The organism is Saccharothrix sp. (genome assembly GCF_031180885.1).
Taxonomy (GTDB): domain Bacteria; phylum Actinomycetota; class Actinomycetes; order Mycobacteriales; family Pseudonocardiaceae; genus Actinosynnema.
On record NZ_JAPSLK010000066.1, the window covers coordinates 1 to 24,729 of the forward strand.

Annotated in this window: 22 protein-coding genes and 1 pseudogene; 4 read left to right on the plus strand and 19 right to left on the minus strand. The window is 69.0% G+C overall.

Annotated elements, in window-relative coordinates:
• Positions 1–275 (plus strand): hypothetical protein (locus RIN75_RS38430; protein WP_309117025.1); only part of this gene is annotated, 275 nt, incomplete at its 5' end.
• Here the strand turns inward: RIN75_RS38430 and RIN75_RS38435 are convergent.
• The gene (locus RIN75_RS38435; protein WP_309117026.1) at positions 264–2,078 is read right to left on the minus strand and encodes a TOPRIM nucleotidyl transferase/hydrolase domain-containing protein; all 1,815 of its coding nucleotides are present in this window, start codon (positions 2,076–2,078) and stop codon (positions 264–266) included. The genes RIN75_RS38430 and RIN75_RS38435 overlap by 12 nt on opposite strands.
• Positions 2,079–2,108: 30 nt before the next feature.
• Positions 2,109–3,263, minus strand: a complete 1,155-nt coding sequence (locus RIN75_RS38440; RefSeq protein WP_309117027.1) for an IS630 family transposase — start codon at positions 3,261–3,263, stop codon at positions 2,109–2,111.
• Positions 3,264–3,297: 34 nt separating this feature from the next.
• On the opposite strand from RIN75_RS38440, the gene RIN75_RS38445 reads away from it, so the two are divergent.
• On the plus strand, positions 3,298–3,672 hold the full coding sequence (locus tag RIN75_RS38445) for a hypothetical protein (protein WP_309117028.1): 375 nt from the start codon (positions 3,298–3,300) through the stop codon (positions 3,670–3,672).
• Between the two features lie 360 nt (positions 3,673–4,032).
• On the opposite strand, the gene RIN75_RS38450 is transcribed toward RIN75_RS38445, so the two are convergent.
• A complete protein-coding gene (locus RIN75_RS38450) occupies positions 4,033–4,227 on the minus strand; it encodes a hypothetical protein (RefSeq protein WP_309117029.1) in 195 nt (64 codons plus the stop codon).
• A 183-nt stretch (positions 4,228–4,410) separates the two neighbouring features.
• Between RIN75_RS38450 and RIN75_RS38455 the strand changes: the two genes are divergently transcribed.
• Positions 4,411–5,058: a hypothetical protein gene (locus tag RIN75_RS38455; RefSeq protein WP_309117030.1), complete on the plus strand. Its 648-nt coding sequence runs from the start codon at positions 4,411–4,413 to the stop codon at positions 5,056–5,058.
• Positions 5,059–5,093: 35 nt separating this feature from the next.
• Here RIN75_RS38455 and RIN75_RS38460 read toward each other — a convergent pair whose 3' ends face one another.
• The 6 genes and pseudogenes from RIN75_RS38460 to RIN75_RS38480 all read right to left on the minus strand — a co-directional run bounded on the left by RIN75_RS38460 (position 5,094) and on the right by RIN75_RS38480 (position 14,597).
• Complete coding sequence (locus RIN75_RS38460) at positions 5,094–5,657, minus strand: IS3 family transposase (protein WP_309117031.1); 564 nt, start codon at positions 5,655–5,657, stop codon at positions 5,094–5,096.
• Positions 5,658–5,733: 76 nt separating this feature from the next.
• A pseudogene (locus RIN75_RS44310) lies at positions 5,734–6,006 on the minus strand (IS3 family transposase); the annotation flags it as partial.
• The gene (locus RIN75_RS38465; protein ID WP_309117032.1) at positions 6,006–6,329 is read right to left on the minus strand and encodes a transposase; all 324 of its coding nucleotides are present in this window, start codon (positions 6,327–6,329) and stop codon (positions 6,006–6,008) included. The gene RIN75_RS38465 and the pseudogene RIN75_RS44310, both read right to left, overlap by 1 nt.
• A gap of 236 nt (positions 6,330–6,565) precedes the next feature.
• Entirely contained in the window at positions 6,566–11,410 is a 4,845-nt protein-coding gene (gene mobF, locus RIN75_RS38470; protein WP_309117033.1) for a MobF family relaxase, read from the minus strand.
• A gap of 267 nt (positions 11,411–11,677) precedes the next feature.
• Positions 11,678–12,793, minus strand: coding sequence for a hypothetical protein (locus RIN75_RS38475; protein ID WP_309117034.1), 1,116 nt, complete (start codon positions 12,791–12,793; stop codon positions 11,678–11,680).
• 547 nt (positions 12,794–13,340) lie between these two features.
• Positions 13,341–14,597: a hypothetical protein gene (locus tag RIN75_RS38480; protein WP_309117035.1), complete on the minus strand. Its 1,257-nt coding sequence runs from the start codon at positions 14,595–14,597 to the stop codon at positions 13,341–13,343.
• Positions 14,598–15,156: 559 nt separating this feature from the next.
• On the opposite strand from RIN75_RS38480, the gene RIN75_RS38485 reads away from it, so the two are divergent.
• Entirely contained in the window at positions 15,157–15,753 is a 597-nt protein-coding gene (locus RIN75_RS38485) for a hypothetical protein (RefSeq protein ID WP_309117036.1), read from the plus strand.
• Positions 15,754–15,799: 46 nt separating this feature from the next.
• Here RIN75_RS38485 and RIN75_RS38490 read toward each other — a convergent pair whose 3' ends face one another.
• The 10 genes from RIN75_RS38490 to RIN75_RS38535 form a co-directional block, all read right to left on the minus strand.
• Positions 15,800–16,225 (minus strand): hypothetical protein, encoded by a 426-nt coding sequence (locus RIN75_RS38490; RefSeq protein ID WP_309117037.1) that lies wholly within the window; start codon positions 16,223–16,225, stop codon positions 15,800–15,802.
• An 80-nt stretch (positions 16,226–16,305) separates the two neighbouring features.
• Positions 16,306–17,142: a hypothetical protein gene (locus tag RIN75_RS38495; RefSeq protein ID WP_309117038.1), complete on the minus strand. Its 837-nt coding sequence runs from the start codon at positions 17,140–17,142 to the stop codon at positions 16,306–16,308.
• 105 nt (positions 17,143–17,247) lie between these two features.
• The gene (locus tag RIN75_RS38500; RefSeq protein WP_309117039.1) at positions 17,248–17,712 is read right to left on the minus strand and encodes a single-stranded DNA-binding protein; all 465 of its coding nucleotides are present in this window, start codon (positions 17,710–17,712) and stop codon (positions 17,248–17,250) included.
• Between the two features lie 307 nt (positions 17,713–18,019).
• The gene (locus RIN75_RS38505) at positions 18,020–19,081 is read right to left on the minus strand and encodes a DUF4192 domain-containing protein (RefSeq protein WP_309117040.1); all 1,062 of its coding nucleotides are present in this window, start codon (positions 19,079–19,081) and stop codon (positions 18,020–18,022) included.
• A gap of 98 nt (positions 19,082–19,179) precedes the next feature.
• Complete coding sequence (locus RIN75_RS38510; RefSeq protein WP_309117041.1) at positions 19,180–20,136, minus strand: DUF4192 domain-containing protein; 957 nt, start codon at positions 20,134–20,136, stop codon at positions 19,180–19,182.
• 121 nt (positions 20,137–20,257) lie between these two features.
• Positions 20,258–20,911 carry a Crp/Fnr family transcriptional regulator gene (locus tag RIN75_RS38515; protein WP_309117042.1) on the minus strand — a complete coding sequence of 218 codons (654 nt, stop codon included), beginning with the start codon at positions 20,909–20,911 and terminating at the stop codon, positions 20,258–20,260.
• Positions 20,912–21,057: 146 nt separating this feature from the next.
• A complete protein-coding gene (locus RIN75_RS38520; RefSeq protein ID WP_309117043.1) occupies positions 21,058–21,573 on the minus strand; it encodes a hypothetical protein in 516 nt (171 codons plus the stop codon).
• 251 nt (positions 21,574–21,824) lie between these two features.
• Positions 21,825–22,814: a bifunctional DNA primase/polymerase gene (locus RIN75_RS38525; protein WP_309117044.1), complete on the minus strand. Its 990-nt coding sequence runs from the start codon at positions 22,812–22,814 to the stop codon at positions 21,825–21,827.
• 117 nt (positions 22,815–22,931) lie between these two features.
• Positions 22,932–23,183 carry a hypothetical protein gene (locus tag RIN75_RS38530; RefSeq protein WP_309117045.1) on the minus strand — a complete coding sequence of 84 codons (252 nt, stop codon included), beginning with the start codon at positions 23,181–23,183 and terminating at the stop codon, positions 22,932–22,934.
• Between the two features lie 281 nt (positions 23,184–23,464).
• Positions 23,465–24,532 (minus strand): hypothetical protein, encoded by a 1,068-nt coding sequence (locus tag RIN75_RS38535; RefSeq protein ID WP_309117046.1) that lies wholly within the window; start codon positions 24,530–24,532, stop codon positions 23,465–23,467.
• Positions 24,533–24,729 lie beyond the last annotated feature (197 nt).

A 24,729-nucleotide genomic window follows, 5' to 3' on the forward strand; every position in this document is an offset into this window, starting at 1 on the left:
GGCATCCGGCCGTGAGCGCCGAAAATGTCGTACCCCTCGGGTACAACTACCTGGACGGAAGGGGTGATGTGATGCAGGGCAGCGACGTCGATCCGATACCCAGTCCCAACGGTTGCCGCTGGTGCGGCGTGGACCGGGAAGAGCATCTCCAACGCTGGGCGCCGACGGTGAAGTGGCACGCGTGGGTCGAGCCCACCGCCGCGCAGCGCAAGGCCCGGATGCTGGCGCGGAGGGCTCGACGCGACCGTTCGACGGAGGAGTTGTTAGCCGGCTAGCTTCCGAAGCTCGGCGAAGACGTCCCGGAGTTCGCTCGGCACGTCCTCCGGGCGGTCGAGCCGAACGGCGACTTCCCACAGCATCGCAGGCTTACCGGACGGGTAATGCTCGCTGTGCTGCCTCAGCATGTACTCGACACCCGCGCTGAACTTCTTCTGCCCGCGGTGGGCGGCGAAGTGTTCAGGTGTCCAGCCGCCGTCGCATGGCCATGCCTCGTTCGCGGTCCGTGCCCAGGTCCCGTCGTCGAACAGTTCCTCCAACTCGTCGACACCCGACCGCGTGCCCAGCGTCCAGGTCACCTTGTCCTTGTCCTGGCCGAAGTGCCGGGTCAGGTTGCTCTGCTTGAAGAGTTTGCTCTTGGCTTCGCTGTCCGCGTCGATCAGCAGCATCACGGTGCGCCCGTGCTTGTGGAGGTAGCTGGCGAGGGTGAGCGCGCCGTCGTTGCCGCCGCATGCCCACAACGCGATCCCCGCCGCCTGAAGTGACATACCTTCGGACAGGGCGAACAGGATCGGCAGCACCACCTGCTCGGTCTCGCCCTCCACCGCGAGGAAGCAACGCTCGTGCAGCAGCACGGAGTTGCGCAGTCCGACCGCGGCGGCGATCGCACCGAGGTGGCGGTCGAACTCGGCGTGTTCGGCGCTGCCCAGGCGCTGGAGGACCGTCCGGCGGCCCTCGTCCAGTTTGAGCAGCACGACATCGCGGATGTCCACGCCGTCGATGAGGTTCATCGAGTGCGTGGCGACGACGACGCTGACGTGGTCGGGCGTGGCCTGCCGTCGGATGATGCCCATCACCTCGCGCTGGAAGTGGTAGTCCAGGTGGGTGTCGGGCTCGTCGTAGACCACGATCACCTGCACCGGCGGCCCGGTTTCCGGGTCGACCTCGTCACCGGCGGGTTCGGTCAGCAGTTCGGTGGTGCCCTCCCACACCGCCATCGAGACGCGGCGAGCACTGCCGCGCCCGGAGTGGTCCAGCCGAACCTGCTCACCGGACGCCCTCTCCAGCCGAAGAGAAGCCGAGCGCAAGCTCGGTGTGAAGCTCACCTCGGGCTCGACGGTGACCGTGGCGATGTCGCCGCAGCGCGCCGCGATGTGGTCTGCCAGGGGCTTCGCCTGGATCCTCAGCCAGTCCCGCGCGTCGGTCTCCAGCTCGCGCACACGGCCTTGGACGGCTTCCTCGGCCACGTAGCTCTTGAACCGGACCGCAAGCGCCGATCGGATCGCCGCCTCGGGGTCCAGCGAGTGTCCCTCGAATTCCGCTATGCGCGGAAGCCTGTCGATCAACGCCGGGGGCATACCGGTCCAACCGTCACCGTTGGAGTGCTTCAGCCCGTATTCGGTCAAGGCCGCCAACAGCACGGGCTTCGTCGGCTTCGCCACCCCGATCCCGAAACGCGCGGCCAGGTCTTTGAGGTCCTGCACCAGCTTGCCGCTGAGGTCTCGCAACTCCTCGTCCGCGGGCACGGGTCCCCAGATCTCGTAGCGGGCTACGAGGTCCGCCTCGGCGCTGCGCCGAATCCGCACTTCGGCGGGCAGTCCGAACTTCTCCTGCTCCCAGGGGTCGAGGCGGAAGTCGCCGATGACCTCGGTGATCGCGCAACGAGCACCGGATTCACCGGCGAGGAGGGTCCTGTCGTCCTCGGTCAAGGCGTGTGCGTTGAGGAGGAACCCCAGCGCGCTCAGCGCTGCGGTCTTGCCGCCGTCGTTGGGGCCGGCGAGGATCGTCGGACTGCTGATCGGGATGTCCACCACGTCGGCCAGCGAACGGAACCCACGCGCGGAGTACTTCTGAAGGTGCACTAGTGGTCACGCCCGTTAGTTCGTCGGGGGTTATGCCGCGAGTGGCGGGGGTGCGTGGTGGTCGTGACGGCCGAGTCGGGTCAGTAACCGGTTGAGGTCGTCGCGTGTGAAGGTCCAGTCGAAGGGTTGAGCTGTGCGGTTGTAACGGTCCTGAAAGGACAAAAGTCGGCTGGTTACGTCGTCAAGGCCGAGGAAATCGTCGGGTGTGAGTGCTTTGCGTTGCACGACGGAGAAGTAGATCTCCACCTGGTTGAGCCAGGAGGCGTGCACGGGCAGGTGCACCATGTGCGCGTTGGGCCAGGCCTTGGACATGCGGTCCGCGGCGGCCCAGTTCTTGTGCGAGGCGCCCTGGTCCACCACCCAGAACACCCGCCGGGCCGAGGCGTAGGGCTCGGTGGTCATGACCTGCTCGACGAGCCGGGCGAACGGGACGATGCCGGTGGTGGGCTCGCAGCGCCCGAACACCCGTGCGTGGTGCACGTCGTAGGCGGCGAAGTAGGCCAGGGTTCCCCGCCGGACATATTCGTGCTCGACCCGCATCGCACGGCCGGGCCCGGCGGGCAGGCCGGGATGCACACGAGGACGCGCCTGGATACCCGGCTTCTCGTCCGCGCTGATCACGAAGTCGTTGTCGCCCAAGGGCTCGCCGTCCCACAGCCGGTCGTACAGGTCGAGTACTCTGGCGGCCTTGACCGCGAAGTACGGGTCACGCGGGAAGATCCACGACCGGTGCTGCCACGGCTTGATCGCGTCCGTGGCCAGCCAGCGGCGCACCGTGGACGCCGACACCCGTTCGCAGATGCCACGGCCGGCGGCCTCACGGGCCAGCTCCGGGCAGCTCCACCGGGCCAGGGTGGCACCGGCCTGAGCGGGTGGCTCACAGGCCAGGGCCTTGACCTCGGCCACCACCGTGGCGGGAAAGACCCGTGGCCGCCCGCTGCGCGGCCGGTCGGTCAGGCCCGGAAGGCCGTCGCGGCAGAACCGTCCACGCCACTTGCGGACAGTGTCGTCTGTGATGGCCAGCCGGCGCGCGATCACAGCGTTGCGCTCACCATCGGCGGCGGCCAGCACGATCCGCGCCCGCAGCACCTGACGATGCTCGGCACAACCCCGCCGCGCGAGGGCTTCCAGCGCCCGCCGGTCGGCCTCGCCGAGAACGACCACATACGGGCTGGACGGCCCCACGCGACACCCCACAAGGAAGATCAACTATGAGGGTGTGACGGTATCGGGCACCATGAACGACATGGCCGTCCCGCCCGACTCGACCAAGACCTCCCTGCGCCAGCGTCTGCTGGCACGCGCGCGGGAACGCTGGCCCCAGCTCGGTGATGTCACCGTCCGCCACCGCGGCGCGTTCGCCTACGTCACCGGCCACCGGCCCGACGGCACCACCATGCCGCTGTTCCGGCTGCGCTACAACGGATCCGCCACGACCTGGGGCTTCGCCATCTACCGCGCCAGCCACGACGACTACGAGAACTCCTACCTGCCCAGCGGCTACCCCTCAGGCACCCCGCAAGAAGCACTCGACTGCGCCTGCGGGCTCTACCTCAACGACTACACCGCATGGCTGCAACCCCCGACGAACTAACGGGCGTGACCACTAGCCAACCATCCAGGGCAGATCGTCGTGCAGGTCGTTCCCCGACCCATCGCCCAAGCCCCGAACACGGGCGGTGGTATCCGAAACCTTAGAAGCCGCGCCCGCGACCCGTGACCCGACACGCCGAGGGGCGTACGTCGGTCGGGTGCAACGTTGCGCTGAAGGGTCAGTAGTCCACTCCCACGCCGTCCCGATCACCTGATCGGGTGACACCTCAGTCGTTCTCGGTGGAGTGGTTGCTCGGGCACGGCACAGTCACCGCAGGCACACCCTGTGGAGGAACGTCACCTTGGCCGCGTTGACCGCCGACATCCCCTTCGGACCGTTCGAGGGCGCACCTATCCGGGCCTATACGGCCCGGTCCAAGCAGGGACGGCTGCACGCCACTCGCGAGTGCTCCTCGCTGAGCGGGGTCGACGCGATCGAACTCTCGGTGCCCTTGACCGCGTCTGCGGTGAAGCGGATGTGCAGTGGGTGCGTCCGGTCGCCACGATGGGGCAGGTCGACCACGTCGCTCGGGGTGTTCCTCGACGACTTGCTCATGGGCCGGGGGCTGCTTCACGAGTTGGCGGGCTACACGGCTGAAGACCTCGCCGACGACCTTGATGGGCACGACCTGGCGGGCGCAGCGAACTGCTGCGCTCAGGCGAGTGGCCGCAGGACGAGGAGGACGAGGCGGCATGGAATGCACACGAGCAGGCGCGCTTCGTCAGGGACACCCTGCTGTTGCCCTTCTGGATGGGTGCTGCGGAGAGTTTGTTCAGAGCGCACCGGTTCATCACTCGATACCCGTGGCTGTCGGACTGGGCGCAACCCCGTTTGAAGGCGAAGATCGCCTACGCTGAGGAGCTGGGAGCAGGGTTCGCCGCAACGATTGTTCCCGGGAACCTCGTCGATGCGGCAGCCGTGGCGCTTCTCCTGCAACCGGAGTTGCCCTTCGACCGCACCGAGTTCGCGGTGCTCGGAGACGCCCGACGAGCTTTGGCCACCTTGTGGAGACGGTGGCGGGAAGAGGCTTCTTCTCGGTGGACCCGGCTGGAGGAGCGCACCTCGGCCCAGTACAGCGCCATCCACGAAGCGATGGGCAACAGGCGCAAAGGACGCCCCGAAGCGGAACAGGCGCTGCATGACCTGATCCACGAGTGGATCACCTCCGCCCGCGCGTTGAGCAGCGAGTCCGCCACGCTCGCCGACCGCTGGTTGATCGTATCCATCCCGAGGCCGGAGAACCGCCACGCCAGGATGGCGGAGGTCCAGCTACTGCCGCACTGGCACCTGGGTGTCCTGGCGGCGCACACCGTCGCTATCGACTGGTCGCGGCGCATCGCGCTGCTCAAAGTGCCCGATCTCGTCGGGCGGGTACTGCTCGACTGAGGTTCACCCCGGACGGTGGACAGGGGCTACGAGATTCAGGCGGCTGCTCGGAGTGAACTCTCATAGTCGCTGGGACTGCGCATCCCGAGCTTGGAGTGCCGCCGCGTACTGTTGTAGAAACGGATCCAATTGTCAACAGCGGCAACAAGTTCCGACTTGGTGGCGTAGACGTGCCGGTAGTAGTGCTCGTGCTTGAACGTCGACCAGAACGACTCCGCTGGGCTGTTGCCCCAGCAGATCCCGGTCGCGCCCATCGACCGGCGCAGCCCGTGCCGGAAACAGGACTGCGCGGTCAGGTTTGCCGTGTACTCGCCGCCGCGGCCGGAATGCAGGACCGTGCCACGACATGCGCCGCGGGCGGCCACGGCCGCCTCGATGGCGGTGGCGACCATCCCGGCGCCGATGTGGTCGGCGACGCTGTAGCCGAGCACCCCGCGCGAGTGCCCGTCCCGGATCGCGCACAGGAACATCTCGCCCTCACCACAGGACAGGTAGGTGATGTCGGTCAGCCACACGGCGTCCAGACGGCCCCGGTCGAACTCGCGGTCGACCAGATCCGGCGGGAACGACGCCGCCGGATCGGTGATCGTCGTCCTCACCTTGAACGTGCGGGGGGCTGATGCCCTCGATCCCGATCCCGGCCATGACCCTGGCGACGGTCTTGGCGCTGACCACCTCGCCCCGGTCCCGCAGCTCCGCGGTGATCCGCGGCGACCCGTAGGTCCCGTCGGAGTCCTTGTGCGCCTGGACGATCTTCATCTCCAGGTCCGCGCGGCGCTGCCCACGCGGCGTCAACGCCGTTGCCGCACAACGCTTCACATAGGCGTAGTAGCCGGAGGCGGACACCTCCAGCAGTCGCGCCATGCGCCGGACCGCGAACCGGTCGCCCCCAGGCACGGCGGTGCCTGCCACGCCGGCGATCTCGTCGGGGCCGGCGTACTTCACCATCAGAGCGAACCGGGCCGGTTCTTCTGCATCGCGGCAAAGTACGCCGAAGCTTTTACCAGGAACGCGTTGTCCTTCTCCAGCTCGGCGACCTGCCGGCGCAACCGCGGCAACTCGGCCCGCTCCGCCGCCTCCAAGGGTTGCTCCCCGTGGACCTCGGCCGCGGCGATCCGGCGCCGCTCGTCTTTGACCCAGACGCTCAACATCCCCGCGTCGATCCCTAGCTCGCGGGCAACCTCGGTGATCGTCCGGCCCGAATCGATCACACGATGCGCAGCCTCGACCTTGTACTCGGCCGTGTACGAACGGCGCTTACGAGGAGGCATGAGGACATCCTTCCAACAGAACCCTCGGTCCTGCCAACTCGGTGTCCACTGCCCGGGGTGAACCTCAGCGTAGGGCATGCCGGTGCGGGCACACAGGGCGATGGCTTGTGACCCGCGGGCGTTGGTCGGGTCGGGTTTGGCGAAGGCCGTGACGGAAGGTTCAGTGCGGGTCGTGTCGGTGGCCGCTGGACGTCAAAGTGTTCCCGACCGGTGAGGCGCTCAGGCATCCCGGGTGCTCAGTAGCGAAGTCCGGAGTTCTCCTCGTCGTCGTAGCGGGCCGACTCCTTTGCGGTCTCGATCGCGTCGGCGTCGAGCTGCCACTCATGGGCCTCATCGTGGTGGTCGGCCGCGAGTTCCGCGGCGTCTTCGCGGTGGTGTTGGGTGCGTTCGATGACCTGGTCGCGCAAGGCGTTGATGCGCATTTCGGTAGCGGAAGTCTGGTTGCCGGGTGCGGTCATGATGGGCCTCCACTGGTCGGTGAGGTTCTTCCACGTTCGTGCACGGGCGTCGTCACCGGGAGGTTGTGCGCCCAGCGGAACGTCGGGGTTGCGGGTGGCGATGCCGTAGGTGTTGCGGTAGGCAGCGGCCGTGCCGGCGAGTTCGTCCCAGCGAGCTGCGGCCGCAGGGTCCTCGGGGTGTGGACCGAGTCCGGCGGTCCAGTCCGGTTCGGTCACGACGACGTCGTCGCGCAGCTGGCTCGCGCGCTGGGTGATCGCTTCGGCGAGGTGGTCGAGGTGTCGGGCCAGGTTGGGGTCGTCGGCCAGCGCTGCCGGGTCGGCGGCGGCCACCCACGGCAGCGGGCCTGGATGGTGCATCGGTTGGCCGGGTGGATCGGTGCGTCCGATGCGCAGTTCAACGCGCCGGTACAGCACGGCGGCGGGATCGCGTGCGCCGGCGATGCCGGCGAGGCTGTCGGCGTCGGGTACCGCCTGTTCGACGGTCCAGCCGTGGGCGTGGGCACGGTGGAGCAGCCTGCGCAGTGCCGGCTCGGCGTCGCCATCCAGCGCGGACGGGGCGCGGTCGGTGAGCACGCGGGTGATCTGTTGGTCGACGTGATGTTCGTCGGCGGCGCGGGTGCTGTGTTCGTAGCGGCGAACGAGGTCGGACAGCCGTTCTTCCCGGGGCGTGGCGACCATGTCGTCGGCAGCGAGCATGGCCAGCAACTCGTCCGGATCGATGGCATCACGAAGCTGGTCCACAGCGCTGGTCAGGTCGACGCCGGTCGACCTCTGCTCGGAATCGGCGGTCGGCGACCACTGGTCGATGAGGTCGCGCCACGCACGCGCCTGAGGGCCGTCGCCGCTGGGTTCCACGCCGAGCGGGAGGCGCGGATCGTCGGTGGTGACTCCGTAGGTCTCGCGGTAGGCCGCGCCGAGTCCGGCCAGCCGGTCCCAGTGAGCCGCCGCCGCAGGATCGTTAGGGCGGGGGCCCAACGCGCCGGTCCAGGCCGGTGCTTCGGCGATGACGATGGCGCGCAACTGGTCGACGCGCGCACTGATGGCCTCGTCGACGCGATGGAGGTAGTCAAGCAGCTCGGGCTGCTGGGCGAGTCTGTGGTGGTCGGGGTGCGCCAGCCACGGCAGCGCTGGCTGCCATCCGCTCCCGGTGTCACGTTGCTGGCGCAGCGCGTCGTCGAGGGCGAATCCGACGAATCGGTGGTCGGGCATCGGGTCGTTAGTGGGGCGTGACGCGAGCCGGCGTGCGGCGTCCTCCAGCGCGGCGTCAGCGTCCAAACCCTCGCTGGTGGCCGCCGATGCCCGCTGCCACACCGGTTCCCAGGTGGTGTCCTCGACGGCGGCGGCGGGCTCGTGGTGTTCGACGATGCTGCGCCACCAGTTGGTCTGGGCGAGCGTAGGTGCCGAGGTGTGTGCTGGCGGAGCCTCGCGCAGGACGCGCTGCTGGATGCGCCACTGCAGTAGCGCCGCCGGGTTGTCGATGTCGTCGCCCTCGACCGGGCCGCTGGCCATGGCCGCGGGAACGAGGTGTTCGGCCTGCCAACCCAGGGCCTCGGCGGTGCGCAAGGTCTGCCTCAGTGTCGATGTGGACGGGTGGTTCAGCAGCGTTGGAACGTGTTCGGTGAGTACGGCGTCGATCCGTTCGTCGACGCCCAGCAGCGCGACGTAGTCGTGGCGGTCGACCAGGGTGCGCAGTGATTCCTCGGTCGCCAAGGCCTCGCGTAGCTCTTCGTTGGCCGATGTCTCCGCAGACGAGCGGCGCAGGGCTGCTTCCAGGACGTCGCGTGCGGTCCGCTCGGGCGGGGTCTCCTGGTGGGAGTCGATGGTGTGCTGGTGGGTTTCGACGTAGATCCGGTTGTCGTCGACCGCTCGGGTGATCAGGGTGTACAGCTGCTCACGGGAGATGCCCTGCGTGGCGATCCCGTGCGCGGACCCGGCGCTGGTCATGCCCTGCACGCGGTGGATCGTGGCCGCGTAGGCGAGTTCCACGTGTTCCGCGACGTAGTCGGCGGGCACCACGACGGTGCCGCGGTTGACCTGGTGGCGCAGTTTCAGCGCGCCGTCCCGGCGCACGGCGGTCACGGTCCAGGTGTCGCCGTTCTTGACGAAGTCGCGTCCGCCGAACAGTGTTGTGAGCCGGTCGTTGTGGCGGGTGACGACCCAGTCGCCACGGCTCGCGTGCGTGCCGTCGTGCAGTTGAACGGAGCGGTCGTCGACCACGTCGCCTCGCGCGATGCGCACGGCGCGGGCTTCGAGGTTCAGCGCGGTGACGTCGACGTTGGTCGGCACGATCAGCAGCGACTGACGACCGGCGTCCAGGTCGGCACGCCAGGCGCTGTGGGCGGCGTCGCGGATGGTCTCGCGGCTGCCGGCACGGATCCAGCCGTGGCGGAAGTAGTAGTCCAGTCCTTCAGCGTTGCCTTGGTGCAGGTCGAGCGAGGCGGCGCGCTGGTCGGGATCGCGGAAGCGCATGACCTGCCTGAGTCGCACGGCGCCGTTGTTGTGCTCGAACCACCGAACCGCGCCGCCGGCTTCGACCGCGGACAGTTGCCGGTCGTCGCCGACCAGCCGCACGTCGGCGCCGCGGCGTAGCGCGTAGGCCACGACGTCGTGCAGCGTGTGGGTGCCGGCCATCGACACCTCGTCGATGATCAGCACGTCGCCGTAGCGGAACGGGAACACCTCCTCGACGCTGCCCATCCGCTGCGCGTGGGTTACCTGGTGCAGAGTGTGCGGACGGGCGCCGATCGCTTCGCCGAGCACGTGCGCGGCTCGCGCGCTCGGGGCGAAGGCGTACACACGGCCACCTCCAGTGCGCACGGCATCGGCATAGACCCGCATCGCGGTGGTCTTGCCCGTACCCGCCGGCGCGTAGAGCAGTTGAACCCGCTTGCCGGAGGTGGCGAAGGAGACTATGGCGGCGCGCTGGCCGGGGTTGAGTTTGCGGGCCTTGGCCAATGCCTGATCGAGGGTGGCACTGTGGAGTCGTCTGCCGTCGGTGAGCTTGCCCCACGCGGCGAGCGCGGACTCCTCACGCAGCGTCCGCCTGGTCGTGTACCGCTGGCTGTTGTGCTCGACGAACACACTCTCCCCGGACCGCCGCCGTAACGCGCCCGGTTCCTCGACATGGGACGGCGATTGGAGGGCCACGATGTCGTGCGAGTGCAGCACCGCGTGCACGACATCGTTGATCAGCTGATCCCGGCCGCCGTCGGCGACGCGCAGATGGGCGGTCTGTCGGTGTGCTTCCGCCTCGATGTTCCACCGGTTGAAGTGGCTGTGGTAGTCGGAGACGGTGGCCAGCGTCGCTCCGGCGAGCTCGGCGACATCGATCTCGGACACTGCTTCGGGTTCGCCGCCGAACACCCGTTGCCCGAGTTGGTCGAGGACCTCGGGGTCGACCATCTCCGCGGCCTGTCCGCGCCAACGACGTAAGTGTTCGACCAACGACCGCGGGGCCTGTTTGGCGTCGCGGGTGCCGTACTGCGCCCGCTTGGAGATCTCCAGGATCTCGTTGGGCGTCGGCTCGCGGCCGTGTTCGCGGCGGAACGCGACGATGCGGCGGGCACGGTCCTGCTCGACCTGGGCGGCGCGTTGGGAGAAGCCGACCAGCAGTTCGTCCGGCACACCGTCCAGTTCCCAGGTCGGCCTCTTGAGGTCGATGCCGCCGCCGGGCCGCTCGGTCCAGGACGCGCCGTGCTCCCGGAACAGGTCCCGTATCCGCGAGTTGTAGTACTCGCTCATGGTGACCGAGGCGGCGAGGATGGTGCGTCCGTCGAGCGCGGTCCAGCGCCCGTCAGGGCCTTGGACCTTCGCGCTGATCGGCACGTGGGTGTGCAGGTGCGGGTCTCCCGCACGGCTGTCCCAATGCTCGAAGATCGCCGCGGCGATGCCCGTGACGTCGTGCTGGGCGTAGCCGCCATCGCCGCGGCGGGTGAAAGCGACGTTGTTCTCCAGGTAGGTCAGCGTGTCCAGCACGGCCTGGCGGTGCAGGCTGACCACCAGCTCCCGGTGTCTGTCGCCCAGCGCGAAGACGATGCTGACGGACTTCGGCGGTGCGAACACCAACTCGTAGCCGCTCGTCGCAGACTTCATCGCCTTCTTCTGCGCTGCCAACCACGTGGCCAGTTCACTGTCCGAAGGCAACCGGCCCTCGTGCGCGTCGGCGTACGCCTGCACCTGGACCTCGCGGCGGATCCGCGCGCGGGTGGCGTCGTCGATCGGCGCGTGGGGCGGGCGGTCGTGGTCCAGGTTGTACTGCTTGTAGGCCTCGATGACCTTGCTGCGCAACTCGTCCGCACCGTCGTACTGGTAGAAACGGTGGCCGAGTTTCGTGGCGGCCAGAGCCTCGGCCTCGGTGTGGCCGGCGGCGATCATCTCGGCCTCGATGCGGTCGGCGTCGGGGTGCCGTCCTTCGCCGAACAGGGCGTTCATCTGCTCGGCCGTCACTTCGCCGTGCACGTTCAGCGCCGCCGCGCCGCGGCCGAACCACTGTCCAGGTGGGTAGCCGTGCGCCAGGTAGTACTCGCTCAGCGACTCGCCGGGTTCCAGTTCACGATCGGCGCAGGCCACCGACCCGGTCAGGTACTCGTACCCGCCGGGCGAGAGCTTGCGCACGCCGATCATCGAAGCATCCCCGTAACGTCCATATCAGTTGACGTCCACACTAGTTGACATCCCACCGATTCGTCACCAGGACTGGCACGATTCAGGTGCTGCTGGCTTGGCATATGCAAGAGGTGCTGTGCATCAGTGAAGTGATGGTCAGGGCAGGGAGCGGTAGGCGGGCCTGGCCGGATCTGCCGGGGGAACGTGGGGCCGTGGCGGCCAGGGCGGGCGCGGTTGGAGGGCGGGGGGAAGCCCCCGGGACGGCCGGGGGCTTCGTGTCGCCGGTTACTCGACCCACCCGCGCTGTTTGGCGGCGCGGCGGTCCCGTCGCCGGGCGGCGCGGGCGTCGCGTGCCCGCCGCTTGGCGCTCTTGCGGCTCGCCGGACCCTCTCCGGATGCGGTGGTGTCGGCGCGGCAGGTGCGGCACAGCCCATCGTCGGCGGCCAGCCCGCGCACGTCGCGGAGCGTGCGGTCACCTGCGCACGTGGCGCATGGCGTCGGCGTCGCGGGAGTCTCGGCGGGCTCCTCGGGCGGCAGGTTGGCGCTCGCGAAGTCCGCGATAGCGGCGCGGACCACGGGCGTGGTGATCAACCGCCACTCGGCGCGGAGGAACACGCGGGCGGCGACCGGACCGAATGCGGCCAGGATGAACGCGCACCGCGCGGTCACAGCGTCGGTGAGGCTGTGACCGACGTTAAGCTCCGGAATGCTGGGACAGCCGGACTCGCGGCAGTCGGCGCACAGTCCGTCGTCGCCGTGTCCGGCGTCGATGCGGGCGCGGTCCAGGTCGTAGCTGCCACGGTTGATCGTGCACGCGAGGCACCGGAAGGGGACGTCGGTGTCGTAGAGGGCGGCGCGGTCGTAGTCGAATCCGGAGGCGTAGGGCTGTTCGGCGCGGGCGCGCTCGTCCCGGTCCAGGATCTGGTCACCTTCGGCGACTCCGGCGCGCTCGGCCTGGTAGTTGGCCAGCACGGCGGCGTTGATCTGCTGCTGCCGCGTCCGACGCTGGCGGCGCACGTCGCCGCGCTGCCGGGTGTGCACGGTGCTCGGGGCCTGGTACTTGTTGTGGGAGTTCCACCGGGGCGGGCGGTCGGCCTCGGGTTGCGGGCGGTGGCGCTGCTCGCCGGGTGCGGGGGTACAGGCGGCGATGATCGCGCGGTCGGCGTCTGTGGGCGCGGTCTCCGACCAGCGCCGGAGGATGCTAGCGGCGGTTTGCGGCCGGTTCTCCAGGACGTCGGCGATTTGCCGGATCAACCACAGGTCCCGGGCGTCGGCGACGTTGAGCAGCTTCTTTCCCAGTTTGCGGGCGGCGGGGATGTCCCCGGCCTGAACGAGGGTAGTCAGCTCGGAAATTATTTCCGGTACGGGGGTAATTTCCCGCACGGACGCGATAGTAGGCATGAAACGAACCTCGCTACTGAGTTTTCCGTTTCACCGGGTTTGGCGTTCCCGGTGTTTCTTGCAAGGTCGAGTCTATCGGTGAAATGGGTTGTGCTGCAAGGATTTCAACGCTCCTGCGGGGTTTCTGTGCGGTAACTTTTGACGTTATGTTGATGCCGCTGACCTGTGTTTTTGTGCAAGAAAAACGTGACTTTGCAAGTTGGTATGGTTACGGCTTATTTCTTGTCGCCCTTACCTCCCCGCTCCCCCTGTCCCTGCCTGCCCTTGTGTCGTGGTAGGCGGGTCAAGGTGGGTCCCGAAAAAGATTTTGCCGGAGCTTGCGGAGGAAAAATGTTTTTCGGGTGCCTTGACGCGGCTGCCAGGGCATAAGACGATCAAATGCAGGGGGCCGTGGTGACCGCTCAACGCGATCAAGGTGGCGCGCCTCGCGCCAGTCGGGACGAGGCGCAGCCGCGTAGGCGTGCCGCAGCCGCCGTAACGTGGGGAGCGCCAGGCGGCTGCGGCACAGCCCACAGCACAACGTCTGGTTCCGGCAGGCCTGGCGACGTCAGGGTCGAGGGTGTTCGATCACTCGGCAAACCGGGGCATGCGGGCGCCGGCGGTCTTGGGTCGGGTGCTCGGCGCACCACACCAGCGAACCGCGGTCAGGCATGCGGGCGGTCAACTCGTGGACGTAGGGCACGAAGTCATGCGGTCCCAGCAGATCGCAGCTCATCGGCACGGTGCACCGGCGGCAGACCGCGGTCCACTTGACTTCGTGGTCGACGACGGGCATCGGGCCGTCGATCAGCACCGGTTCGTGCAGTGCGACCCGGCCTGCTTCGACGGGCGTCGCCATTCCGCTGCGGCCTTGCGCGCCCTCGACGTAGACGCGCTCATCGTGGGGCCGACTCTCGACGTCGGCAGGCCCGCGCATGTCGACGCGGTCGCCGATGCCGTGGCCGCTGCCGGTGCCCGCCACGGCGGCACGGCGGCTGCCGGGTCGGTGGAAGTCGTAGTGCAGATCGCCGCCGTAGGGGTTCCGCTCGAACCGGGCGAGGGTCAATAGTCGGGTGCCGCCGTACCAGCCGGACACCCACTGGCTGCCTTCGGCGGCCCTCAACGCCGCCACCAAGCCGGGGCGTTCGGATACGGCGCTTGTGACCGTGAACCCGGCATCGGCCAGCGTGTCCAGGGCGCGCTCTGGCGGCACGAACCGCCACCCGCCGTCGGTGGTCCGTCGCCGCAACGCTTCCTCCCACATCGCCGCCACCGACGGCAGTCCGTGGGACGCTGCGGCCTGAACCCGGCTGAGGGGCAGGAAGGGCTGGTAGTGGGGCGGCGTCGGGCCGATCACCGGGCTGCCGTCGACGTCGGCGACCAGGTAGGACAACGACAGTCGACCGGACCGGTCGACCTGCACCACGTGCAGCGGCGGGTCGAGCGTCGGCAGGGCGTCGCTGCACTGGGCAAGGTTGTGTTCGACCACCTGGACCACGTCATGGTGGGCACCTGTGGTCGTCCAGTCGACTGCGCTACCGTGGACGAGGTTGACACATCCGTGGCGGATCGGTGCGGAGTGCAGCACGCTGCCGGCGCGCCAGAAGACCGCCGCCAGGTCGGTCCGCACGATCAGCGGGTCGCCGAACACCGGGCTGGGCATCGACGGCGCGTTGGCGTGCCGTGGCGGCACGGGCCCGGAGCCGTCGGCGTAGTCGAGCAGTCCGAGCGAAGGGAACCACGGCACGGTTCGCGCTTCCGTCACGCCGGTGCTGTCGGCCGGGTGCCAGTAGGTGGTGCGGAAGTCGGGGTGAACCTCGATCAACGCTGGTTTCCCTGCGGAGACGGACGAGGACTGCATGGGCAGTGACCTCCTTGGGGGACGTGATAGCCGGCTGGCTGAGCCGGTGCCCCTGGCTCGGGGCTGGAGCGCGGTCGGCCGTAGCGGTGGTGGGGTGTCCAGCGCGGTTTGCTGGACACCCCACCACCGCTACGGCACACTGCGTCGCTCCCCGAGTGGGGGCCGCGAGGTCGTGCTTCCCGGTAGTGCGGCGGGCGTTCCGGCTAGACTGGGCGTTGCCGGTTGGGTCCTACTGAGCCCTCCGTGCCGGCGCCCGTGTCGTCGCAGTTTTGGCGAATCCGCTTCGGCGGTGAGCCCTCCGGGGCTTATGCGACTGGCACGCCTAAGGCGTGTCCCACCTTCGGGTGGGACACGCCTTTCGTCGTCGTTGGCACCTTCCACGCGCCTGCCGCAGGACAACCGATGTTGGTCAACGACGCCGCTGTTCAGCACCTCGACGCTCACGAGACGTCCATATGAGTTGACATGTCGGTATCGTGGCCGCAGGACCGAACCGAACGCGCCGGTCTGAGGAGGGAGGAACATGGCTGAGTCGACGAGGTCGGGCCGCAGCCGCGTACGCCGGTCGACCAGGGTCAGCCGCCAGCTCGCGGAGGCGCGGAGGCGCAATCTCGAACAGTTGGCGCGGCAGCGGGCGCAGGAGCAACGTGTCGAGGAGGCGCTGGCGGAATTCTTCCAGGCGGCCGACCGGCAGGCCGTGGCGGAGGAGGACTGCCGCCGGCGGATCGAGCCGCACGAACGTGCCATCGCGCGGGCGCGAAGGCAGCGTGACCGGTTGGTGGCGGAGCAGGAAGAGGCGCAGGCGCGGGCCGCGCTGGCCATTCACGAGGCGGACCGGACGGTGGAACAGGTCGCCGAACTACTGGAACTGAGCGTGAAGGATGCCCGGCGGCTCATCGCGGCGGGGCGGGAGGCTGCGGCCACCGGCACCGCCACACAGCGGGAGGACGGCATGCCGCCGGACTCGGCGGTGGATGACCGTCGGGCGGAGGACCGCGGCGACAACGCTCCCGACGCCGGGCGGCCGGCGGTGTCGAGCGGCGCGGCTCCTGGCGCGCCGGAAGCGCAGGACTGGCCTGCCGGACCGGCCGATGGCCGGACGATACCGACCGCGACATGATCGGCTCACCTGGGAGTGCGGCGGCAGCCTGCCTCGACCAGCGCCGCTACCGGGTACGCAGGACGTGCTCTCGGATCCTGGACGTTTGGTGCCTGCCACGGAACCACCGCACCCACAGCGCCGCCGTCACCACCGAACCGATCGGCATCACCAGCGCGACGGGAAGCAGATCGCCCAATTGACCGACGGCGACGGCCAGCGGAGTGACGACGGAGCCGGCGACAGCGCCCCACAGCATCCGGTGGCGCACGAGCCGGGGCACCAGCCAGAACCGGGTGAGCCGGGCGACACCGGCCATCACCAGCGCTCCCAACACAGCCAGCACCGGCAGACCGGTCACCCAGGGACTGCCATCGGCGAACACCCGGCCGGTCACCACGGCGACCAGTCCCGCCACGGCGGCACCGAGGAACGAGCCGACGCCGGCGGCACCGATGAATCGCCAGAAGACGACGAACGTCGTGGCCCTCATGGCGTCCCAGGGTAGGGCACTTGGGCGTCGTGGCCTGCGGGCCTCGTCGGCGGATGATCCGTTCGCCTCGCGAGGAGGGGTCAGCGGCCGATCTGCGTCCGGTGCCAGGCGGTCGCGCCTGCCAGGTCGAAGCTGTAGCCGACCTTGTGCCCTTCCTGTTTGCGGCACCAGCCGATCGGGCATCCGTCGGTGCAGTCGCCGAAGTCGCCGTGTTCGCATTCCCCGCACACGAAGGCGTACAAACCCCGAACGTCGCGCAGGAGCGCTGTCCGACAGCCGGCGTCGGCAAGGTCGTGCACGGCGATCAGGTCGTAGTGGTCCAGGGGATGCAGCGAATCTCCCGTGAGGGCATAGCCGATGCCGGCGATCTCGTCAACGGACAGCTGGTCCAGCAGTTCCTCCTGAGTGGCCTGATCCGGGGTGGGTGGTGGGGTGAGGGCAAGCCGGCCGCTGCCGCCGGCGTGTCCGGGGAGGAAGGCTTCGGCCAGGCCGCAGGTGTCGAATGGGCCGAACCACTGGCGGGGCGAGTCGACGGCGGCGATGAGCAGCGCGGCGGTGGCGCGGTCGGTGGTCGGGTCGATGTCGACGCCGCCGGGGCGTGGACCGGAGGGCGGGTCGAGGTCGAGGGTGGAAGGCGTGACGTACACGAGGGCGTCCTCGGTGGTGGCGAGGAACCCGATCAGTGTGTGGCCTGCGTTGAACGACACCGCTTCCCGCACGGTGCCGCCGACTCTTCCGAGGACGACGCGGTGGAGCGTGGCCAGACCGGTGAACACGGAGTGGCTTGTCAGCACTGTCGATGCCGGATAGTGGGGAAGGCGGTCGTCGCCGACCCTGGTGGACGTCGTGGCGGGTGGCATCACGTCCCGGTCGCTCGGCGGTGGCGTGGCGCTGTCGGTGTAGAAGCCTGCGGTCATGGTCGTCTTCCTGAGCATCGTCGTCTGGCCGAGACGTACCGGGTCCGGCCACCTGGCTGGACCCGGTACGTCGATGGTGTGGCGTTCAGCCGCCTGGACTTCCGATCAGAACGGCGGCTTGTCGGTGGAGCCGCTCTCGCCGGCCGGCGGCGCGGATGCCCAGGGGCCGTCGGCCGGCTCGGCATCGCCGCCTTGGCCTTGTGCGCGGGTGACCTTGCGGATCGTCGCCGTCGCGTAGCGCAGAGAGGGTCCGATCTCGTCGACGTCCATCTCGATGACGGTGCGCTTCTCGCCCTCGTCGGTCGACCACGACCGCTGCTTGAGGCGACCCTGGACGATGACCCGGGACCCACGGGTCAACGTCTCGGCGACGTTCTCGGCCGGCTGGCGCCAGATGGAGCAGCGGAGGAACAGCGTGTCGCTGTCCTCCCACTGGCCGGTCTGCCGGTTGAGGAATCGCGGAGTGGAGGCGATGGTGAAGTTCGCCACCGCCGCTCCTGCTTGGGTGAAGCGCAACTCCGGGTCGGTCGTCAGGTTGCCGATGACGGTGATGACGGTTTCTCCAGCCATGGGGAGAACTCCTTCGCGGATCGATGATCAGATCACCGCCAGCCGACCTCGACCTCCCACCCCGATGGCATCCATCGAGTGGGTTCGGGTCGAGGGGCTGTCGATCTGCGAAGCGGGGATCGGGTCGGGGCAGTGCCCGGAGGGGCGACGAGGGTTCCGGCCCGTTGTGTGGGCCGGGTTCATCGGCGCGAACCCTGCCGCGACCTGATTCGCTTCGAGCAGATCGGCAGGCCCTCGGGCCGAACCCACCTGCTCCACAGCTCCTCGCTCACCTGGGAGGTTGTCCGCCACCGGACACAGGCGGTCCTTACAGACGGTCTTCGCCGAGGAGCGTGGCTCGCTCCTCTGCAAACTCTGCGACTCGACGGAACCTGACGGGCGACATGCCCACGGTGATCGCGATCCGGGTGAGCGTGGCCAGCCGGTGGGTGGGGTGAGCGGTTTCGGCTTGGCGGAGGGCCAACCGCGCCAGGGTGACGTTGCCGCGGAGGTAGGCGAACATGGCCAGGAGTGCTGCCGGTTCGGCGCGTTCGGGTGCGGGCGCCTTCCTGGTGAGTTCGGTCCACAGCTGTTCGGCGTGGGCCGCGTGCTCGCCGAGAGCGAAGGCGAGAGCGAGGTCGCGGACCTCCAGGTTGGACAGGGCGATGGCCAGTTCGGCGACTTCCCTGTCGGTCAGTGGGTCGACCCGATGGGCAGCCTGCTCGATGTGCTTGCGCACCAAGGCGAGCAGGCGCCTGGTTTCGCCTTTGTCGCCAGCGGAGGTGTTGGCGGTGTTGGTGAGAATGCTGTCGATCAGGTTCGAGCGCCGGGTGACGTCGTCGGTGTTGTCGGGTTCGAGGGTGGCGGCGAGCGCCTCGTAGCTGGGGTGGACGACGGTGTCGTGGGCGGCGGCCGTGGCCGCCGGTGAGATGTCGGGGTCGGGCAGGGTTCCGTGGCGGTGGTCGGGAAGGGAGTAGTCGAACCAGCGGGCTCCGGCCGACACGTCGCGGACGCCGTACACGTGGATGTCCCGGTTCTGTGTGGCGAAAGTAGTGACGAGTTGCTTGTGCAGCAGGCGGCGGCCCTGGGTGTTCGCCTGGTCGGGGTCGTCGCCGACGATGCAGGCGACGAAGACCGCGTCATGGAGGTGGCGAGTGGTGGCGGCGACCTCGTCGGCCAGTCCGCGTGCACTGGTCGATGCGTCGCTGAGGTCGTACCAGGCGGTCACCACGATGTCGCCGTGGTGCAGGGCGATGAGGACCAGTGCGTCGGTCGGCTGGAATCCGATCAGGTGTGGGATGACTGCGATCAGCCGTCCCGGATCGGAGAGTTCCACTGACGCGTGGCGCGGAGCGTCGACATGTACCGTCTCGGCGCTGTCGTCGGTCATGGGGGAGTCCCTTCGTCGTTGCGGGGAAGCGGCAGTTGACACGCACCGGGGTTCGGCACGGGATAGGTGCACCGGGTGCCGTGCTGCCGGTTGCGGCGTCAGACGATGTCGTCCGTCGAAGACGTGATCAGGTCGTGGAGTTGTGCGGGACGGAGGCCCCTGTCCAGGGCGTCACGCAACAGGCATGCGAGGCGGTGTTCCGGGTGGACGGTCAGCGCGCGGGCGATCGCGATCGCCGCCAGCGTGCCGTCGCCTCGGAGGTAGGCGCTGAACGCCAGCAGGGTCGCGGCCTCGGCGCAGGCCGGTGGCGGGCACTGCCGGGTCAGGATCACCCACAGTTTCTCCGCTGCCGCAGCGTGGGGACCGAACAGCAGGGACAGGCATTCGTCCCGCACGTCGAGTCGGCTGAGGGCGTGGCCGACCTGGACGATGTCGGTGTCGGTGAAGGTCTCGTCGCCGCCGGCGATCCTGTCGAGGTAATGGTGGCGGATCCAGTCGACTTGGTCGCCGGGTGTCGGCTCGGTTTCCTGGGGTTGGTCGTGGTGGAGGGTGTGCAGCAGTGCGGCCCGCCGGGCCAGGACGTTCTCGAGGTCCGGGGCGAGCTGGGCCTCCAGGGCTTCGCGACTGGGCAGGGTGACCAGGCCTTTCGCCACCGCGCGAACGGCGAAGACCGAGGTGGTCGGATCCGGCAGGTGACCGTGGTGTTCGGCGTCGTCGTAGTCGAACCAGCGGGCGCCGTGGATGATCGCCGGAACACCGAAGAGTCTGAGGGGCACGCCGGCTTCGGTGAACTTCGTGCGCAGCTGGCGAGCCAGGACGTGGTCGTCGGTCGGCGTGGCGACGACCACGGCGACGGCACGGGCCCCTTCCCGCATGCCGATCTGGTCGGCGAGGGTGACCGCGGCGAGCGGGTACAGCCCGGGCTCGGCGGGGCAGTCCGTTCGCAGGCCGAAGTCGATTCTGTCGTCGTCGAGGGCGAGAACCACGATCGAGTCGATGGGGTAGTACCCGAACAGGTGCGGTATGAAGGTGATCAGCTGCCCGGGATCGGTCACCGCTGTCACGTCGTGGGCCATGGCAAGTCATTCCCTCCATCGGAGAACGGGTCGAGCCGCCGAGTGTCCTGAATGGACAGTCGGCGGCTCGGCTGCGGAGCATCACAAGGTGCGGTCGGTTCTATCGGGCGCGGTGGGCCAGGCGCTCCGGGTCGAGGATCACGACGCTGCGGCCCTCCTGGAGTAGCCAGCCCCGGTGGGCGAAGTGGGCGAGGGTCTTGTTGACCGTCTCGCGGCTCGTGCCCACGAACTGGGCGATCTCCTCCTGGGTCAGGTCGTGGGTGACGCGCAGGCCACCCGGTTCCTGGACACCGAACCGCTGTGCCAACTCGAGCAGGGTCTTGGCCAAGCGACCGGGGGCGTCGTTGTAGACGAGGTCCACGAGCATCGAGGTCGTCCATCGCAGGCGGCGCGCCATGGCGCGCAACAACTGCTCGGCGATGTGCGGCCGGTTCGTGAGCCACTGCCGCAGCACGGCCTGGTCGATGCCGAGGGCGCTGACCCGGGTCAGGCTGGTGGCGGTGGATGCGCGCGGTCCGGAGGTGAAGATCGACAGCTCGCCGAACATGTCGGACGGCCCCAGGACCTCCAGGAGGTTTTCCCTGCCTCCGGGTGCCGAGGCGGTGATCTTCACCTTGCCGGATTGGATGATGTAGAACCGGTGACCCGGCTCGCCTTCCGTGAAGATGACGTGGCGGCGCGGGAATTCCAGCTGTTCCCCCGTGACGTCCGCGAGGGTGTCCGAGAGGGAGTGGTTGTGGTGCGAGTTGGGCATGGTGTCTCCTGGTGTGCGGGAGTTGCGGGAATGTCGCTACGCGGACCGAGGGTTCGCGTGCGCATGTGGCTGTGGAGCCAGGGTGCAAGGGCACGGGGACATCGAATGTCCTGCTGTGGCAAGACTTTCGTCCCTGCCGCGTTCTCTCAGGCGATCAGCGGCGAGAACACCGGCAGCAGGTATGCCTGTGATGCCGGGACGAGATCGATGATGTCGCGGTCGTTCGTCCACTGTTCGACGAAGCCCAAGTGGACCGAAAGCCAACGGCGCACGGAGTCCTGCAGCAGGTCGGTGACGACGTGGTGGTTGTTGCCGCCGTGGAAGGTCATGAGGATCTCGGCCTCGTCTTGCCAGGCGAGTTCTGCGGCGATGCTGGTCGGGATCGGCCCGAGTTCGACGGGGTGCCATGGGCTGCCGTAGGCGTTCCAGAAGGCACCACCGTCGACCCACGGGTGCACGATCAGCCGTAGCGGTTCGTCATGGCCGATGACGGTGCCGTCCGGCGCGATCGGCAGGACCTGCCGGCAGTGCGTGCAGCGGCCGTAGGTCGTGACCGGGTCGCTTTCGGGTAATGGCGCGACGCTGCTTTCGACAGCGGCGTGGTGGCCGCCGGCGCAGGGGGCGGTGTCGACGACGAGGCCGTTCGAAGCCTTGATCTGCATGGTGTGGGTGCTCCTGCCAGAGCAGAACCCCGACGTGCCGGCAGGCACGGTCGGAGGTGACGGAAGGTGGTTGGGGCGTTCCGATCGCTGCGCCTGTGGCGTCACGTCGTGACACGGCTGCCGCGCAGCGCGGTTCGCTGATGTCCGGTCACCAGGGGTGCCGGGCCCTGTTCGGTGGGGCGCACTCTCCGGTGCGTCGGGGTCGGGTCAGGGCAGCCGTCTGCATGCTTGCGGGGGGTGAGGCCGGGCGCTCAGAGTCCGTGGTCGCTCAGCCGGCGCGGGTGCGCCGCACCGGCGAGCAGACCGTCGGAGATGGCGTCGTCGGCTTCGTGGGTGGGGATGCGCCGCTGTCGGGCGGCGTTGTGCAGCGCCGCCCGTGCCTCGTCCTCGCTGAACTGACCGCCGGCGACCAGGCGGCCGAGTGTGTAGGCGGCGCGGACCAGGGTGTCGTGTGCGGTCTTGGGCGCGGCGTGCTTGACGAGGCCGGCGACCGCGTCCAGATAGCGCCGGCGGCGTCGGTCTGGCAGCGGATGAACGCCGCCGGACACGGTCGTGTCGTGCTCCGGGCTGGACGGTGCGGTGAAGTGCGGGACCAGCCACGGCGGCAGCGATGCGATCGGGTCTCGGCGGGCGATCGTGTAGAGGCCGTCGCGGCGCATCGAGCCGGCCGCGACGATGAACCCGCCCCGGCCACGGCTGTCGATGCGCCACCCCGCCCGGCTGGCTGTGTTGCGCAGTGTGCTGTCCACTCCGACCTGGAAGTAGAGGTGTTCGGAGCGGCTGGGGCTGAGAACGGTGTAGGTGTCGCCGGGGTAGGGCTGTCCGGCGCGTGCGGCCAGCTGCGCCAGCACGTCGCGGCCGTGCCGGGCACCGGCCCACTCCGGCGGTGGCTCGTCGCCGTGCGCGGGGTCGAGGTCGAGCACGTACAGGGTGCTCGGGCCGCACGCGATGCCGACGTTGCACGCGGGGAGGGCGCGCCACCAATAGCGGATCAGATCCGGGTCCCGGGTGGCGCGGTACTCCCACCCCAGATGGCGCTCGGCGCAGACCCCGGTGCGGTCACAGCGGCGCTTGCCATGCAGCGCCGGGGTCTTGGACCTCGGCCACAGCGGGAACACGAACATTCCCCGGCGTGCCGCCGACAGCGCCACCCCCATCAGGTCCGGTGTGGTGCGGCGGGGCCACTTCGGGTTCCTCGTCGTGCGCCGGCGGGCGGTGCCGGCGGGTCGCGGTGTGGACATGCCGACCTCCCTGTGCGTGCAGAAGTGCTCTTCGGCTGGGAGACCTCGGGAACATCCCGGCACTGCCAATCGCGCGGCCCGATGTCGTAATAGGGTCGCTGTCGCTGATCTGCGCGGTCACGCCGCGGCGGGTTTCCGGGTCGTGTCGGAATCGGCGTCGGCCGTGGCCGTGGTGATCGGCTTCCGGGACGTCTTCGTGGCTGCTCCCGGCTCGGCTGGCGGCTCCTGTGGCTCGTCCGGGTCTTCGTCGTTGCTGTCGTCCCTGGGGGACTGGGCGCCGTAGCGGATCCGGTCGCACATCGCGTCGACCACCTTGGGCGACGCCGGGAGCACGATCACACCGAGCATGACCATCGCCAGGATCGTCAACGCACCCAAATTTCATTCCACACAGGACAGTCATCTCCTCGCGTTCGGGTTGCCGCTCCGGCGGCGGAACGCGGCCCGTCGGCACGACCGGGCCGGGTGGGGGCAAGCGCGGTTTGCTTGCCCCCACCCGGCTGGTCGTGCAGGGTCGTCGCGGTCCGCCGCTGGCGCGGCAACCCGCCGCGACACCTGCCCGGGCAGGAGGCTGGGCGCAGAAGGCGCCCAGCCCGGTTTCGCGGCCGGCGCGCGCTGGACAGGGTGTCGGCTGCACGCGAGCGGGAGGGTCAGCTCAGGGCATGGACGTCATCGGGTGGGATGGCGATCTCGGCACAGTAGATCTGATCACCCGGCTCGGCGGACTGCTCGGCCAGGCGACGGTTGCCGAATGGTGGCGTCCGGAGGGGACCGACGTTGCTCAGCGCGGCGGCCTCGCCGTGCAGGAGCAGATAGACGACCAACTCGCACACCCGTTTCGGGAGAAGTACGGCGAACTCGGCCGCGTGGTCCGGATCGACGTGCGGGCCGGTGAACCAGCGGATCAGGGTCGACGCGACTGCGCGGATACCGGAGGCGATGGCGGGCTGGTCGGTGTGGATGCCGGCGGTGATGTCGCGGCGTGCGAGTGCGAAGAGCGCGAGGTGCGCGGGAGCGCCGGTGTAGGTGACGCCGTAGGTGTCGGTGAACTGGTGGTCCGCTCCGGTTGCGGCCGTGATGCGGACGGTGGCGGCGATCGTGGCCGGGTTGATGTCGGGGCGTGGATGGGGCGAAGTGCGCATGACGAGTTCCTTGGGCAGGGTGCGGCGGCCCGCCGACATCTGGGCGGGCGGGCGCCTGGAGAACGGGGGAGCGGGGGCTGTGGTGCAGAATTGGTCGGGTCTGGGACGTTCCCGCAGACTCGGTGGCCCGACCGTGTGGCTCGAGGTGAGAAAGGTCGTCCTACCCTTGCTCTGCGAGGAGGACGCCGGCGTGGGATTTCCTCGCTGGTGTGGTGATGCGCAGTGGTTCCGGGTAGGTGTAGACCCACAGGCCTCGTGCGCCGTCCGCGATGGCGTTCGCGGCGCTGGGGCGCTGTCGGCCGCCGCCCTTGGGCCTTTCGACACGCGGATCTGCTCGAAGCCGTCGAACCGGTAGAGGCGGCCCGGTGTGCCGGGCAGGCTGGTACTAGACAGGGCCTCGATCTGCGGCTGCCCGCACAGTTCGGCGCTGCGGGCATCCCAGTTGGGATACGTGCCAAGCCACAGTGGAGCGAGGTAGTAGCGCGCCCAGGAGATGAGGAGTTCCTCGGCTTCCTCGACAGCCACTTGGTAGAACGCCACAACGGGCGACAGGCGTAGCGCGAGCTGACGGCTCACAGTGGGCGCCGCCCGGGTCGAGTTCGCGGGGTGTCGGGATCGACGTGTGGGCGTTTCGCCATGCACGCCCGTGGGCCGCCGCTCGGCGTGGAGAACCACCCTGGGGTGGGTGCCGGTACCCATGGGGCCGCATGCCCGTGTCGATCGAGAACGGTGACGGAGATTCCATCCGGTTCTGTGACAACCGCGGTGACGTC

What these genes read in the sequence shown, in the direction of transcription:
- RIN75_RS38500 (WP_309117039.1), bottom strand. Translation starts at nt 17,712, where the DNA reads ATGGCTGGAGAAACCGTCATCACCGTCATCGGCAACCTGACGACCGAC.
- RIN75_RS38490 (WP_309117037.1), bottom strand. Translation starts at nt 16,225, where the DNA reads ATGAGGGCCACGACGTTCGTCGTCTTCTGGCGATTCATCGGTGCCGCC.
- RIN75_RS38495 (WP_309117038.1), bottom strand. Translation starts at nt 17,142, where the DNA reads ATGACCGCAGGCTTCTACACCGACAGCGCCACGCCACCGCCGAGCGAC.
- RIN75_RS38475 (WP_309117034.1), bottom strand. Translation starts at nt 12,793, where the DNA reads ATGCCTACTATCGCGTCCGTGCGGGAAATTACCCCCGTACCGGAAATA.
- RIN75_RS38485 (WP_309117036.1), top strand. Translation starts at nt 15,157, where the DNA reads ATGGCTGAGTCGACGAGGTCGGGCCGCAGCCGCGTACGCCGGTCGACC.
- RIN75_RS38505 (WP_309117040.1), bottom strand. Translation starts at nt 19,081, where the DNA reads ATGACCGACGACAGCGCCGAGACGGTACATGTCGACGCTCCGCGCCAC.
- RIN75_RS38515 (WP_309117042.1), bottom strand. Translation starts at nt 20,911, where the DNA reads ATGCCCAACTCGCACCACAACCACTCCCTCTCGGACACCCTCGCGGAC.
- RIN75_RS38525 (WP_309117044.1), bottom strand. Translation starts at nt 22,814, where the DNA reads ATGTCCACACCGCGACCCGCCGGCACCGCCCGCCGGCGCACGACGAGG.
- RIN75_RS38465 (WP_309117032.1), bottom strand. Translation starts at nt 6,329, where the DNA reads ATGCCTCCTCGTAAGCGCCGTTCGTACACGGCCGAGTACAAGGTCGAG.
- RIN75_RS38450 (WP_309117029.1), bottom strand. Translation starts at nt 4,227, where the DNA reads ATGAGCAAGTCGTCGAGGAACACCCCGAGCGACGTGGTCGACCTGCCC.
- mobF (WP_309117033.1), bottom strand. Translation starts at nt 11,410, where the DNA reads ATGATCGGCGTGCGCAAGCTCTCGCCCGGCGGGTACGAGTACCTGACC.
- RIN75_RS38520 (WP_309117043.1), bottom strand. Translation starts at nt 21,573, where the DNA reads ATGCAGATCAAGGCTTCGAACGGCCTCGTCGTCGACACCGCCCCCTGC.